The organism is Dyadobacter diqingensis (assembly GCF_024220585.1).
GTDB classification, from domain to species: Bacteria; Bacteroidota; Bacteroidia; order Cytophagales; family Spirosomataceae; genus Dyadobacter; species Dyadobacter diqingensis.
The window spans coordinates 570,304-586,318 of sequence record NZ_JAMXKF010000004.1 but is presented as its reverse complement, the minus strand read 5'-3'; the positions used below and the strand labels follow the sequence as shown (position 1 = coordinate 586,318).

Annotated in this window: 9 protein-coding genes; 4 read left to right on the top strand and 5 right to left on the bottom strand. The window is 44.2% G+C overall.

The window, feature by feature from the left end; genetic code table 11:
- Positions 1-5 precede the first annotated feature (5 nt).
- The 4 genes from M1L62_RS14710 to M1L62_RS14695 all read right to left on the bottom strand — a co-directional run bounded on the left by M1L62_RS14710 (position 6) and on the right by M1L62_RS14695 (position 5,369).
- Positions 6-1,328 carry a sugar porter family MFS transporter gene (locus tag M1L62_RS14710; RefSeq protein ID WP_254560341.1) on the bottom strand — a complete coding sequence of 441 codons (1,323 nt, stop codon included), beginning with the start codon at positions 1,326-1,328 and terminating at the stop codon, positions 6-8.
- Between the two features lie 265 nt (positions 1,329-1,593).
- Entirely contained in the window at positions 1,594-4,329 is a 2,736-nt protein-coding gene (locus tag M1L62_RS14705; RefSeq protein WP_254560340.1) for a hybrid sensor histidine kinase/response regulator transcription factor, read from the bottom strand.
- Positions 4,330-4,459: 130 nt separating this feature from the next.
- Positions 4,460-4,846: a hypothetical protein gene (locus tag M1L62_RS14700; protein ID WP_254560339.1), complete on the bottom strand. Its 387-nt coding sequence runs from the start codon at positions 4,844-4,846 to the stop codon at positions 4,460-4,462.
- Between the two features lie 127 nt (positions 4,847-4,973).
- Complete coding sequence (locus M1L62_RS14695; RefSeq protein ID WP_254560338.1) at positions 4,974-5,369, bottom strand: hypothetical protein; 396 nt, start codon at positions 5,367-5,369, stop codon at positions 4,974-4,976.
- Positions 5,370-5,511: 142 nt separating this feature from the next.
- On the opposite strand from M1L62_RS14695, the gene M1L62_RS14690 reads away from it, so the two are divergent.
- The 4 genes from M1L62_RS14690 (at position 5,512) to M1L62_RS14675 (ending at position 12,946) form a co-directional block, all read left to right on the top strand.
- A complete protein-coding gene (locus tag M1L62_RS14690; protein WP_254560337.1) occupies positions 5,512-6,420 on the top strand; it encodes a LysR substrate-binding domain-containing protein in 909 nt (302 codons plus the stop codon).
- Between the two features lie 71 nt (positions 6,421-6,491).
- A complete protein-coding gene (locus M1L62_RS14685; protein ID WP_254560336.1) occupies positions 6,492-7,682 on the top strand; it encodes a threonine synthase in 1,191 nt (396 codons plus the stop codon).
- A gap of 388 nt (positions 7,683-8,070) precedes the next feature.
- Complete coding sequence (locus tag M1L62_RS14680) at positions 8,071-11,307, top strand: SusC/RagA family TonB-linked outer membrane protein (protein WP_310589977.1); 3,237 nt, start codon at positions 8,071-8,073, stop codon at positions 11,305-11,307.
- A gap of 43 nt (positions 11,308-11,350) precedes the next feature.
- Positions 11,351-12,946: a SusD/RagB family nutrient-binding outer membrane lipoprotein gene (locus M1L62_RS14675; protein WP_254560335.1), complete on the top strand. Its 1,596-nt coding sequence runs from the start codon at positions 11,351-11,353 to the stop codon at positions 12,944-12,946.
- 95 nt (positions 12,947-13,041) lie between these two features.
- On the opposite strand, the gene polA is transcribed toward M1L62_RS14675, so the two are convergent.
- Entirely contained in the window at positions 13,042-15,915 is a 2,874-nt protein-coding gene (gene polA, locus M1L62_RS14670; protein WP_254560334.1) for a DNA polymerase I, read from the bottom strand.
- Positions 15,916-16,015 lie beyond the last annotated feature (100 nt).

Genomic DNA, 16,015 nt, shown 5'->3' with positions numbered 1-16,015 from the left:
TTGGATTAGTGTAAAACCATTGTTTTTTCAAGTCGCTCCAAGGACGTGCCTTTTGTTTCCGGCATAACCCGCCAGACAAAAACCAGTTGGAGCACCATCATTACTGCGAAAAAGGAGAACGTGATGCCGCCGCCGAGATATTCTGCAATAATGGGGAAGGAGAAAGCGACCAGTGCAGCCATAAACCAGTGGGTGAAACTTCCGAGCGCCTGGCCGTTGGCTCTGACTTCATTGGGGAAAATCTCGGAAATAAATACCCAGATCACAGCGCCCTGGGAAAAAGCGAAGAAGGCGATGTAAACAAAAAGGAAAACCGGAACGCCTGTGAAATCCTGAATAAAGAAGGCTCTGGCAACAAGACTGAGTGTTATGATCAAGCCAACGGAACCGATAAGCATTAAGGTTCTTCTGCCAAAACGATCGATAAAATTGATGGCGAGCAGCGTAAATGCAAAATTCACAAATCCGATGCCGGCAGAGGATAAAAAGGCTGATTTTGTACCGAGTCCGGTCATTTCAAAAATGCGGGGACTGTAATAGATAATGGCGTTGATACCGGAAACCTGATTGAAAATCGCGAACATGATCGCCAGGCCGACTGGTGATTTGTATTTGGCTGAAAAGAGTTTTGCCTTTGGCTGACTCTGCGTACTTTTTGTAGTGGCCAGAATATCGGAAAGTGTTTCCTCGCTGGTTTCAGCGTCTATTAATTCCAGTATCTCGCGGGCTTCATCCACTTTTCCTTTTTTCATGATAAGCCAGCGCGGACTTTCAGGGACATACAAAATAGCCAGCAGGAAAATAAGAGACGGAAGCGCCTGTATCCCCAGCATCCAGCGCCAGGCGTTTTCGCCCATATCCTGCATGAAATAGTTTGAGAAATAGGCAATCAGAATCCCGAACACGACATTGAACTGAAACAGTCCAACCATTTTACCACGTGAACGCGCTGGTGAGATTTCGGAGATATACATCGGAGCCGCTACCGATGAAGCACCGACGCCCAGGCCGCCCATAAAACGGAACAAAAGGAATAAGTACCAGTCGTGGGCAAGTGCGGAACCGAGTGAAGATACCAGGTACAATACCGCTATCCAGAACAATGTTTGTTTACGGCCCAGTCTGTCGGCCGGAATCCCGCCTAACATCGCGCCAAGGACGGTACCTATAAGTGCTATGGAAACTGTGAATCCGTGCTCAACCGCGCTGAGCTGCCATAGGATCTGGATTGCTTTTTCCGCTCCCGAGATCACCGCCGTGTCAAATCCAAAGAGGAAACCTCCCAATGCCACAACGATTGACCAAACTAATACTTTGCTGTTTTTCATTCGTAGTTCTGATTTTTTTGTCAAAACTACGGCCGCGGGCTACTTTGAATAACTAAATAATATATCAAAAAAGTTAAAGTTTGATACAGTGTAACCTTTTCGCGGTATTTTAATGAAAATGAGTGTTTTAGAACAAATTCAAGGAAAAATTGTTAACCCGTTATTTCAATTTTGATACACGAAGTTTAAAAATTGATACATACGGATCGCCCCGGTTTTAAAAAATAGTACAATGCAAAGAATGGATGAAACAAAATTGAAAGGATCAGCTGTTCTTATATTCCAGCGGTGTTTGATTGTATTTGGCTTTGAAGGCCGTGGAGAAATAAGTCGGGGACGAAAATCCGACGCTGTAAGCGATGTCGGCGACGGTGAGGTCGTTGCGTCTCAGTAAAAAACGGGCCTTGTTCAGGCGTACTTGCTGGATGTATTCGTTGACGCTGAAACCCAGCAAGGCCTTGACTTTTCGATACAGCTGCACCCTGGACATCCCCAGGTCGCGACCGATTTCTTCAACATTCAGATCCGAGTTGCCGTAATGCTGTTCGATGTAGGCTGTAAATTCCGTTACGAATTTTTTGTCGAGCTTATTGGGATTGTTGACCTGCGTGGTTTCCAAAGGAAGTTCGCTGGTATAATGCTCGCGTAAAAGCGAACGGTTTTTTAGCAACGTTTTAATAACTTCTTCGACGTATTGCAGATTGAACGGTTTCGTGATATAGGCGTCCACACCGGTCTGAATTCCTTCAATTTGTTGCTCCGTCGTGTTTTTGGCAGTCAGCAGAATGATCGGAATGTGTGATGTCCGGAAATCAGATTTCAATACCGAAGCCACGCTAAGTCCGTCTTTTCCCGGAAGCATGATATCACAGACTATGAGGTCAGGAATTTGATCAAAGGCAAGCTTTAAGCCCTCTTCGCCATCGGCGGCTTTGACAACGAAATAGCTGCTTTGCAATTTCTGTTCTACCAGACGTATCAAATCCTCATTGTCTTCGATCAATAATACCGTTTGTTCGTGATGCGTACCGGCGTCAAGTTCTGAGGTTTCAGGGGCCGGCTCTTCGGCGGGCTCCATATTCCTCACAAGAGAAATTTCCTCCGTTGGTTCATTCCATAACTCACTTTCCTGAAAATGACTGCTTCCCAACGGAAGTACTATCGTGAAACGGGTTTCCTTGCCGCGCTCGCTTTGAACGGAAATTTCACCATGATGCAAATTGATCAGCTCTTTGGACAGGGCAAGCCCCAGACCGGTTCCGAGGGCTTTATAACTTCCTTCACCCTGGTAAAAAATTTCAAAGGCATGCTGTACTTCCGAGGTCGTCATCCCGACGCCGTTGTCTTCCACGATGATCTGCGCTTGCGATGGGGACGATGTCTTCACGTGAATATATATACGTCCTTTGTCGGTTGTAAACTTGAAAGCATTGGAAAGCAGGTTGAAAATAACCTTATCGAGCATGTTGGCGTCAAACCAGGCCATGATCTGAGGATCGGGGGTAATCAGGCGGAAATCGATTTTACGCTTTGACGCTATTTTTTCAAAAGAAGTCATGATATCCTGAATAAAGGCAACCAGATTTTGCTCGCTTGCCCGGATCATCATTTTTTGCCCTTCAATTTTACGGAAATCCATGAGCTGGTTGACGAGCCTTAATAACCGCAGCGTATTTTTTCGGATAAGGGTCAATTCCTGTCTGATCAGCGAATCTTTGATTTTATCATTTCCGAGTAAATCCTCGATCGGGGCCAGGATCAGGGTCAGCGGTGTGCGGAATTCATGCGAGATATTGGTAAAAAACTTCAATTTGGCTTCATGTTCTAATCTGGATTTATCGGCCAATTGGGTGATCTGATCTCGCTGATCTGATATTTCATGATTCTGTTTTTCGAGCCGTTTATTGATTTTTCTGTTTTCCCGCAATGAATAAAAAGACAGCGCTCCAAAAAGCAGCGCGAGGGCGAGCGTAAAGGAAATAGCATAGATAATAACCGACTGATTCTCAGAAATCGCCCTTTGCTCTTCAATTTTATGCTGCCTTCTTTCGATATCTTCCTGTTGCGCGATTACCTTCTCGTTCTGAAGTTTCATGATCCTGACATTGGACGAATCAATCAGCGTGCTTTGCAAACGGTTTTCGCGTTTGAAAGGTTGTTTTTGCAGGATCGCGATTGCCGTCCGGATGGATTCTTCGCCACCGGTCGGATAAATGATCGTTGCGTTCAGAATATCGCGATCCACGAGATCAATACCTTCATTTTTGCCGTTTAACCCATCGACACCGATAATTTTGATTCTTTTTTCAAGACCGAGTTTTTTGCAGATTTTAAATGCGCTGATAGCTCTTCGGTCGTTTTGACAAAAGATAAAGTCAATTGCTGGCTCTTTTTTTAATATGTCCGTCAAATCGTCCTCGAAAGAATATTTATCCCAATCTCCATCCAGCTTGGCAACCAGATGAATGCCCGGAAAACGCTTGATCGTTTCAATGAAACCTTTATGTCTATCGATATCCGCCGATGATCCGGGAAGTTCGCTGATTTCAACCACATTTCCCTTCCCGTTCAGCACTGTATTGGCATAAGTTCCGGCCGTGTGCCCAACCTCCACATTTTCAGCACCGACATAAGCAGTGTATTGATCCGACGTCGTTTTTCTGTCAACAATAATCACGGGAATACCGCTTTCATAGGCTTTTTCGACAGCCGGTGTGATGCGTTTGGCCTCGTTTGGCGACACAATCAGCAAGTCGACTTTTTGATCGACGAGTTCTTTGATCTGTTCGATCTGTCGGGTACTTTGCCCGCCGGCGTCTTTCATCACAAAGTTAATTTCGGGATGAAAGGACAATTCCCGGTGCATATTTTCCTGCATTGTTTTACGCCAGTTATCGGCACCGGTGCACTGAGAAAATCCGATGGTAAACTGTTTTGGCTGCTCCTGCGAACAGCCGAATATCAAAAGTAAAACAAGTAATATCGACGCAGCAGATTTCAATTTTTTATTGTATTTATTCTATGACTTGGAGTAGTCAAAAGTATTACAATTTATCCATTGAATCAAATGGCGGCTTTATGCAGGACTGTTTTAATATCAGGAGAAACCTGGTTTGTATAGATGTTTTCGATTAGTCACAATAGCAGCTGCAATACATGATTCTTGCATCCGATTTGAGTGAATAAGATTTTGCAATTCCGCTGATTTCATAACTTAGATCAAGTGTTTTTTCGTCTTTCGACAATTTCCCTTTTACGGTAACCGGAACGTCACTGAACCCGGCGCCAGTGAAGGAATGATAACTGGCGCTGGCTGTAAAAGAGTTGTTACTTTTCAACTTGATCTTTGGGAAAACCAGATACTCACAGCATAATCCGGATAGCTTATAACCGTCTTCAAAAGAGGAGAAAACAGCACAGCCTTCTGACCAGGTGCCTTTCGGAGGAATTTCTCTGTCAGACTTACAACCGTTTAATGATAAAAACAAGACGAAAAACAGGGTGGATAAGTATTTCATGGCGTATGGATCTGGTGAAGGTTATATCAATCATACATTAATGACAACTTTTTATACAATTTGGTTGGACGACCTCATAACAAAATCCAATGGCTTGTTTAAGATAACCGAAATCAACGACCCTGAATCAGCCACAACCACAATAACACGCCATTACCGGCTTTCCGATTTCCATCGTGAAAGTTTTTGGAACGTTATCAACTGTATAGTTCAGGGTTAAAGTCTGTGCGTCTGCCGAGAGGTTTCCCGTGATCGTGAGGGGGAACTCTCTTGATTTTCCTTCTCTGGATGCAAAATATTTACCTCTGACCGAAAAAGAAGCCCCATTTTTTAACGTAAAGAATGGCATTTCAACACGTTCACAGCACATACCGGAAATTGAATAACCACCCGCAACCTTGCCAAAAGATGCACATCCGGCTGACCATATCTCGGATCGTGCCGTGCCAGGCGAAACGTCCTTTTTGGATCCGCATGAGACCAGGAATAAAGTCAGGATTAAAAGTAGTGTTACTGTTTTCATAGACTGGCACTAAAAATGGTTTAGCTGACGCATTTCTTGTACTTTGAATGACAACTTTTACCCAGAAAAGGTTGTAACGGACGGAATTCTTCGTTGTCTCTGTCAAATTAAATATCTTTGAGAAACACCATTTCAAGAGGTTATGATTTCTTTCCGGCACGAAGTCTTTTTTGAGGTTGCCAATCATCTGAGTTTCACGCGTGCCAGCCAGGTGCTGAATCTCAGCCAGCCGGCTATCAGCCGCCATATCAAGGCTTTGGAGGAACAATATAAAACCAGTTTGTTTGAACGCGCGGGTAACAGCATTAAACTGACAATAACCGGGAACCTGCTTCTGGATCATCTGAGGCAGGCAAAGGAAGTTCAGATCAGGCTGGATTATGCGTTGAGCACGCAGCTGGACGAATACAATGCGAAGGGCGAGTTACGTCTCGGGGCCAGCACCACGGTTGCGTTGTACATAATTCCTGAAATATTATCGGCTTTTCGTCAGCGGCACGCTAACGTCAGGATCACGCTGTTGAACCGCAATTCGGAAAATGTGTTGAAGGCTCTGGAAAACAATGAAATTGATCTGGGAATTATTGAAGGGCAGACCAAAACGACTGCGGTGAGTTATCGCTATTTTTTGTCCGACGATGTCGTTGCGGTATGTTCTCCTAAAAGTGAGTTATGGTTCAGGGAATCGGTTTCTCTGGATGAGTTGAAAAATTACCCGGTAGCACTCCGGGAACGGGGATCGGGGACACTGGCATCCGTTAAGGCTGCGTTGGAGGAGGTCGGGGTGAAGATTTCGGATCTCAGGAATAATATTTCACTTGGCGGTACGGAAGCATTAAAAAATTTTTTACTGGTTGACAACTGCCTCGGATTTCTTCCCCTGCGTTCTGTCCGGAAAGAATTGCAGGCTGGAAGTCTTAAACAGGTTTTTATTGAAGGACTTCGTGTGCAGCGGCAATTCTATTTTATTCAAAGACACGGCTCAGAAAACGACCCGTTTGCTCAGGCTTTTGTCCGGTTTGCTTTGCAAGGTCATAACAACATGTTATAGTGTATAGTTAAATAGCATTGGATTAGCTATAATGTTACGCCTAATTTTGGCAGAAATTAACACTATAAAACATGAAAACCACCGTCAATCTAACCTCCCACATTTCGCATCTGGAATGTGCTGTCAGTAAAGAAAAGTTCGATCACAGGCAGGTGCAGACTTTTTGCGAAAACGAACATGAGGGTTGGAAAGCGCCGCTTTATGCCCAATATGATTTCTCTCAGCCAGTAGATAAAAACATTCTGAAAACCCGGGAGTCGTCTCTTTGGCGGTATTTTGAATTTCTCCCGGTGCTGGACCCGGCGAATGTGGTGACGTTGGGAGAGGGCATGACGCCGCTGTTATCGCTCAACAATCTGGCGGAGACAACAGGTGTAAATAAATTGCTGCTTAAAGATGAATCCCTGAACCCGACCGGTTCTTTCAAGGCACGCGGACAGGCCGTGGCCGTTTCAAAGATGAAGGAACTGGGGATAACAAAGTGTATCGTTCCAACGGCTGGTAATGCTGGCGGGGCACTGGCTGCATATTGCGGAAAAGCCAATATTGAAGTAACGGTTGTCATGCCGAAACACACGCCGGAAATTTTCAAACAGGAGTGCCGGTATTTTGGTGCGGAATTAATATTGGTTGACGGACTCATTAACGATTGCGGAAAACTGGTTGCCCGGATTAAGGCCGAGAAAGGGTATTTTGACGTGTCAACGATGAAAGAGCCATACCGTTTGGAAGGCAAAAAAACGATGGGTTTCGAAATTGCCGAGCAAATGAACTGGCAGTTGCCGGACGTTATTTTTTATCCGACCGGAGGCGGCACCGGGCTTATCGGGTTATGGAAAGCGTTCCATGAAATGAAAGCTGCCGGATGGATCACCGGCAAATTCCCGAAACTGATCGCCGTGCAAACTGAAAACTGCCAACCCATGGTCTGGTCATTTGAGGGGAAACACCAAAATGCAGCCCATTATCAGGCTAAACCTTCGATGGCAAACGGTCTTGCCGTGCCGTCTCCTTTTGCAGAAAGACAAATTATGGAGGTATTGGCGGAGTCGAAAGGATTCGCAGTTTCAGTTACGGAAGATGAATTACTGGAAGGCGTGAAGACGCTTTCTAAAAAGGAAGGTTTGTTTGTAGCACCGGAAGGCGGCGCACTGGTCCCTGCCATGCAAAAGGCCATCGTCAACAAATGGATTAACCGGGATGAGACGATTTTGTTGTTAAATACAGGAAGTGGTTATAAATATGCGGAAAATTTGATGTGAACAATAGAATACGTTTAGTGTGTAACGTTAATTAATTAACGTTAAGATATTAATAGAATACGTGCAGATTTAGAAATAATTTATCCCCGTACCTATGTTGAATAGCCTTTGAATTATACCATTGGCCTCGATTGATCTGCCGGTCAGGCATGTTGAAAAGGTAATAGAATTTGATGATATCATTATAAACCAGTATTCAAGGTTTGTAGGATTGGTAGGTTGTTTTATTTATTGTAATCGTTTGTGATATAGTCTATTATAAAATTTTTAATTTTTCTTGCACTTTACTTTTTTTTAGATGAAGTTTACATATACTTAACATTACTTCAATGTTGTGGTAATGTTGGTTTGTTAGTTTTGCGTTTTTACAATAAACCACAAACTTTATATGATCCATTCTTTTACTCACCCCAGAGCTGCGTTAATGTTAATGCTGCTCTTCTGCTCTTTCCATGTATTTGGGCAGGTCAAAGTAACCGGAAAAGTTTCCGACAAAAGTACAGGGGAGCCGATCCCCGGTGCCAGTGTTATTGTAAAAGGTACCAATGCAGGTACCGGAACCAACTCCGAAGGAGCTTACGAATTATCAGTTCCTGATGGGAATTCTGTTTTGATTTTTTCATTTGTTGGGTTTGCCACGGAGGAAGTTGCGTTAAATTCCCGTACCAAACTGGATGTGGTACTAGGCATTGACAATAAGCAGCTGAATGAAGTTGTCGTGACTGCTTTGGGTATCAAAAAAGATGTAAGACGTATCGGTGTGGCGATTCAGTCGGTTGACGGAGCATCCACTATTAAGGCACGTGAACCCAATGCCATCAATGCGTTGGCTGGGAAAGTGGCTGGTCTGACGATCGGAGCGCAGCCAGAGTTGCTGAGAAAACCAAATATTAGCCTGAGAGGTAACACAGACGTTCTTTTTGTGGTGGATGGTGTTCCTGTGAACTCCGATACCTGGAACGTGAGTCCTGATGATATCGAAACTTACTCAGTTTTAAAAGGTGCCAGTGCATCGGCACTTTACGGGTTCAGAGGTAAAAACGGCGCGATTTTGATTACAACAAAACGGGGAACGAAGGACAAACGTGGTTTTTCGGTAGATTTTAATTCCTCAACGATGATGGATAAGGGTTTTTATGCGATTCCAAAAGTTCAGGATGAATATGGCCCGGGTGATCATGGCAGTTACGCATTTGTCAATGGAAGAGGTGGTGGTTTGAATGACGGAGATTATGATGGTGGCTGGGGGCCGAGATTTGAAGGGCAGCTGATCCCGCAATATGACAGTCCAGTGGACCCCGTGACGAAAGTACGTTCTCCAACGCCATGGATCAATCGGGGAAAAGATAACCTGAAGCGTTTTTTGGAACCAGGGATTTTGTCAACCAATAACGTGTCGGTTTCTGCATCGGGAGAAAAACATAATATCCGTTTTTCTGTCTCGAATATTTATCAGAAAGGCATTGTTCCGAATACGAAGTTGAATATCACGAACTTCAACATCACGGCCGATTATAAGTTCTCAGATCGCTGGAAATTTGAATCTGGTCTGCAATACAACCGTCAATATTCGCCCAATATTCCTGACGTAAACTACGGTCCTAACTCAATCATTTACAACATGGTTTTTTGGGCAGGTGCTGACTGGAATGTGGATGATATGCGCAACTACTGGCAGCCGGGTAAGGAAGGTGTTCAGCAGATTTATGCCGAGTATCAGCGTTACAACAACCCCTATTTTATGAGTTATGAGTGGCTTCGTGGCCATCAGAAAACGGATATTATTGGGCAGGCGGCTATGACGTACAAGATCAACAGTTTCCTGGAAACGACGTTACGTACGCAGATCACTACATGGAACTTGTTCAGGAATGAGAAAATGCCTTATTCGGCTACATCTTATGGCAGAGAGGAAGCAAAGGGTGATTATCGTGAAGATCGCCGGAACCTGTTTGAAAACAATACCGACCTGCTTGTTAAATTTGACAAGGACCTTTTCGAAGGATTCAATGCAAAAGTATGGGCTGGTGGTAACCTGCGGAATTTTTCATACAATTCGCAGTATGGTTCAACTGATTATTTGAATGTACCAGGGCTTTACAATTTTGGTAACTCTCTGAGACCGGTAAAAACCTCCAACTTCACTTCGGATATGCGTGTGAATTCAGCCTATTATTCAGCTGACTTTACATACAAGGATTATTTCACACTTTCTACAACCGGACGTGTCGATAAGCTTTCGACACTGCCAGCAGGAAGTAATACGTTTTTTTATCCTTCTGTTGCTGCTTCGACTATCATATCTGATTACGTACGGATACCGGAAGTTATTTCATTCCTGAAACTTCGTGGATCTTATGCTAATGTGAAAGATGGTCTGACCAGTGCAAACATTGGTACAACACCTTCGCTTGGAAACGGAAATCCGATCGGTTACGGAGATCAGTATTCCTCACCTTACGGTGGACCTAGTTATCAGAATGCAGCGGTTTATTCGACACCGTTTACTTATAATAACACACCGGCGGCATACTTTACCAATACGATCAATAACCCATCAATTGTACCCAGCACGACTTCACAAACTGAAATGGGACTGGATGTCCGTGTGCTTAAAAACAGGATCGGACTGGATGTAACGTATTTTATTTCTAATGAAGGGCCAACGATTTATCCATTGCCGATATCTACAACGACAGGATATGATTATTATCTCGTAAATGGGATCAATACACGTAAGACAGGTTGGGAGGTTGCTTTAACAGGTTCGGCCTTGAAGAGCTCAGACGGCTTGAACTGGGATGTGGTTGTGAACTATTCCACATACAAGGAAATATTGAAATCGATTTATCCGGGCGTAAACAAATTTAATACATTCTTTAAGGAAGGAGACCGGATGGATATGGTTTATGGCCGTTCTTTTGCAAAAACACCCGACGGGCAAATCATCAATGACGCATCGGGAAGTCCGATTTATCTTCCGGTTAATCAGTTTCTTGGTTATGCAAATCCTAAGTTTGTTTTTGGTGTCATAAATAAATTTGCTTACAAAAACTTCAATTTGAGTTTTCAGTTCGACGGACGTATCGGCGGGGTTATTTCAAATTATGTGCAAAAGCAAACCTTCCGTGGTGGACGTAACAAAGCGTTGGTAGAAGGTGCTCTGGGCGAAGCTCGTCAGAAAGATTGGGAAGGTTTCAAGGCTGGCACTCCTGATAACAAAAATTACCTGGGTGAGGGAGTACAGATTAGCAATAACAAGGCATTGAATTACGATACGGATGGTAAAATCACAAATATGTCGGAGTTGACTTTCAAGCCTAACGCCACCAAGCAATACGTACAGGACTGGGTAAGCCGCTATTACAATACTGAGGAAGGTAATTTGATGAGCCGTTCTTTTGGGATGTTGCGTGAAGTTGTGATCGGTTATACACTGCCCTCGAGCTGGCTTATCAAATCCAAAATCGTTAGAAATGCCTCTGTTTCCTTGGTAGGAAGAAACCTTCTTTATTTCGCCGAGAAAAAGGATATCGACCTGAACCAGTATTTGTCTGGAAATGAATCGTCTCCGCAAACTCCTTCCATGCGCCGGTATGGGATTAACATAAATCTTACATTTTGATCAATCCGACATTGGACATTTAAAAACTTTAACATAAAAAAAGATGCGTCGTCATAAAAAAATATTAGGTCTTTTGACACTCTCAGCTTTGTTATTTACAGGCTGCGAAAAGTCTTTTGAAGAACTTGAAATTGATCCAAACCGTGCAGGTTCAGCACCCCCTTCCCTTATTTTGCAAGGGATAGAATATGATATGTATAATAATACTGGTAAACCTTTTAGCTCGGAAATGCGCTGGAATCAGTTTTACGCGATCAATTACAATTACTACGGGAATAATGAGTACCAGTGGGCTGCTTACACGAACCATTACACAACATTGAAGAATGTAGTGCAAATGGAACTGGAACAGAAAAAAACGGGTGCAGCTGATGTTAATGGTTATTCAGTTTTGGGAAAGTTTTTTCGTGCCTTTTTTATGGATCAGATGTCAGCTCGTACCGGTGATCTGCCAATGAATGAGGCTTTACTTGGACGTGACAACCTTGTCCCAAAATATGATTCGCAAAAGGATATTTATATCCAGATCCTGAAATGGCTGGACGAAGCAAACACAGAGATTCCCGCTTTAATTGCTAAGGGTGAAACTGATGTGCCAGGAGATTTTTATTTTGGCGGAAAACTGGCAAAATGGCAAAAAGTGATCAACGCTTTCCGATTACGCATGCTGATACGCCTGAGCAAAAAGGAGGCAGAGGCAGGTTTAAATTTGAAAAGTCAGTTTGCAGAAATATTGGGTAATCCTGCTAAATATCCATTACCGGAGGGACTTACCGAAAACCTTGAATTTGTTTCAAATAATTTTAATAAATATCCCTCGAACCCAGACAACTTTGGTTTCGATGCAACCCGACAAAACATGGCCGCTACGTATGTAGGTTTATTGTCAGAGCGTAATGATCCACGGGTGATGATCACCACGGAACCTGCGGGGGCACAATTGAAAGCAGGTAAATTGCCATCTGATTTTACCGCTTTTGTAGGAGCAAGTTCAGGAGAAGCACTAGGGGATATGGCTGCTAAGGCGGGTATTGATAACGGTACAGGATTTGCACCGGGGGCGTATTCATTTCAAAGCCGTTCACGCTACTATTCGAATTACACGGGTGAAAATGTATTTATTGTTGGGTATCCGGAAATGTGTTTCAACATTGCTGAGGGGCTTAACCGTGGCTGGGCGCCTGGAAACGCGGAAGATTGGTATCAGAAAGGGATCAAAGCTTCCATGAGTTTTTATGGAATTAAAGAAGGCGCTAATGTCATGCGATATTCTAAAACGGGTGGGATAGATGCAGCAGGTTTTAACACGTACAGCGTGAATTTCAGTTTTGATGCGTATTATGCGCAGCCCCTTATAAAATACAGCGGCAATAATGTAGCTGGTCTTGAACAAATTGTAACGCAAAAATACCTGGCATTTTTTATGAATTCCGGTTCGGAGGCTTATTTCGATTACCGACGTACTGGATTTCCGAAATTCATGACAGGGGTAGGTACAGGCAATTCCGGCCGTATTGCCGTCCGTTGGTTATATCCTGCCTCAGAGATTCAATACAATGCTGAGAATTATAAAACAGCCATAGACAGGCAATTTTCAGGGAAGGATGTGATTAATGACGCGATTTGGCTGACAAAATAAAAGTGCGGTAACCAAGTTATATTAAGAGTTACAATAAAAATGTCCGGCCTGAAAGCCGGACATTTTTATTGTAAAGTATTTGAAAGCTCAGATTGTCAGTGCGCTTCAAGCCAGTTGGCGCCAATCCCGATCCCTGTTTCCATTTTAACGGCCAGCGGAATGGCTGTACGCATCAGCTCGTCCACTTTTTCTTTGATCAGCCCGATTTCATCACGATGAACATCGAACACCAATTCATCATGCACCTGCAAAATCATCCGTGAACGCAGTTTTTCCTGTTTGATAAAATCATGGATGTTAATCATCGCAACTTTGATCATATCGGCGGCAGAACCCTGAATAGGCGCATTGATGGCATTTCGTTCCGCAAAACCACGGTTGGTCTGATTACGTGAATTGATGTCAGGAAGATATCTGCGACGTCCCAGAATGGTCTGGACATAATGCAGGTCGCGCGCATCGACGATCACCTGATCCATATATCTTTTTACAGCCGGAAATTCTTCAAAATACGATTTGATAATCTCGGAAGCTTCGCCTCTCGGAATGGCAAGGCGTTGCCCCAGCCCAAAGGCCGAAATACCATAAATAATACCAAAATTCACCATCTTGGCTTTGCGCCGCATATCAGAGGTAACATCAGGAAGATCGACCTTAAATACTTTACTGGCGGTGGTAGCGTGGATATCCCTTCCCTGATTAAAGGCTTCAATCATACTGGCATCTTCGCTGAAGGCCGCCATGATACGCAATTCAATCTGCGAATAATCCGCCGAAAGAATCTGGAAGTCCTCGCTGTCCGGCACAAACGCTTTCCTGATTTCCCTTCCACGTGGCGTGCGGATCGGAATGTTCTGAAGGTTCGGGTTGGTTGAACTCAGTCGTCCCGTAGCAGCGACAGCCTGGTTGTAGGAAGTGTGAATGCGGCCTGTACGTGGGCTAACCAACGTCGGAAGTGCGTCAACATAGGTTGATTTCAACTTCTGCAATTCACGGTAATCCAGAATTTTCCTCGCAATTTCAAACTGGCCTTCCAACTCCGAAAGAATTTCTTCGCCCGTTGCGTATTGCCCCGTCTTGGTTTTTTTAGGCTTGTCGATCAGCTTCATTTTATCGAAAAGCACTTCTCCCAATTGTTTCGGTGAGCCGATATTGAAGGATTGTCCTGCGATTTCAAATATCTCGGATTCGGTTTTACGCAAATCACCTTCCAGTACCTGAGACATCTCCGCCAACGCATTCGTATCAAGTCTTACGCCTGTATTTTCCATCGACGCCAGTACCTGAACCAAAGGCATCTCTACCGTCTCGAACAATTTTTGTGCATTATACTTCGGCAGCTCTTTGCTGAAAATTGTATTGAGCTGCAAGGTAATATCCGCATCTTCACCGGCGTACTGCGTGGCCTCCGGAATGGAAACATCGCGCATATTGCCCTGTTTTACACCTTTTTTACCAATCAGCGAGGTGATCGAAACCGGTTCGTAATTCAGATACGTTTCCGCCAGGATATCCATTCCGTGACGTTTGTCCGGTTCCAGCAGATAATGAGCCAGCATGGTGTCCTGCAACTTGCCCTTTACTTCGATGTTATAGTTTTTCAGAACGAGAATGTCATATTTTACATTTTGTCCGATCTTTTCAATGGATTCATTTTCAAATACTTCTCTGAAATATTCGACAATTTCCTGCGCCTTTTCCTTGTCCGCCGGCACGGGTACGTAAAACGCCTCACCCGGGATATAAGCAAACGACAAACCGACCAGATCCGCATCAATGGTTTCCAGCGCGGTGGTTTCTGTATCAAAACAAAAAGCGGACTGAAGGCTCAGGTAATGTGCCAGGCTTTTCATCGTTTCCGGCGTATCCACAGTGTGGTAACGATGGAAAGTATTGTCGATGGTCTTTCTCGGAGAGGTAACAGCCGATTCTTCTTCACCTTCTGCCGAAGCTTCAAAATTGGCGATATCCTTGTCCTGCTGGGTTGGCGTTGCCGTTTCAGCAGCGGCTGGATTCCCAAATAAATCATACTGTCCTTTTTTATCGACCACCTTCACCTGGGGTGCAGGAGTGGTTGCGGCCGGTGTATCGCTGCCGAGAATTCGCTGACGCAGGGTCTTGAATTCAAGCTCGTCGAAAAGCGCATTGACTTTGTCGCGGTTAGCACCGCATATCGTCAGGTCTTCCGCATCGAAAGGAACCGGGACAGTGATGTCAATCGTTGCAAGTTTCTTACTCAAAAGTGCCTGATCCGCATGTTCACGGACTTTTTCACCGAGCTTCCCTTTTATTTCATGACCATGAGCGATCAGATTTTCAATCGTGTCGTATTCAGCAATCAGTTTTTGCGCAGTTTTTTCACCAACGCCGGGAATTCCCGGAATGTTATCAACGGCATCACCCATAAGACCGAGCATATCAATCACCTGGTCGATGCGCTTGATCTGCCAGCGTTCCAACACTTCATTGATACCCAGTTTTTCTGCGCCTTTGCCCATAAAAGCGGGCTTGTAAATATGTACATGCTCTTCCACCAGCTGACCGAAATCCTTATCCGGTGTCATCATGAAAACCTCAAAATTTGCTTTGGAAGCTTCCTTGGCAATGGTTCCAATAATATCGTCGGCTTCAAACCCGTCCAGAATGAGGATCGGGATACACATCGCTTCCAGCAATTTCTTCACATATGGAATGGCAACCGTGATATCTTCCGGTTGGGCTTCACGCTGTGCTTTGTAAGCCGGATACTCAATATGCCTGAATGTGGGAGCAGAAGTATCAAAAGCTACACCAATGTGCGTCGGTTTTTCCTTTTGCAAAACTTCCAGCAAGGTATTGGTGAACCCGAATACGGCACTGGTATTCAGTCCCTTGGATGTAATTCTGGGAGCTTTTATAAAAGCAAAATGTGCACGGTAAATCAACGCCATGGCGTCGAGTAAAAATAGCTTTTGGGTGGGTTTCTCCATAAGATTTTTGATAAACGAAAACCAAAGATAATGTAAGCCGGACTATTTTGTGACTACCGCGATCCTAAATCCGGCTCATTTTTTGCTTATGACCGGCCAA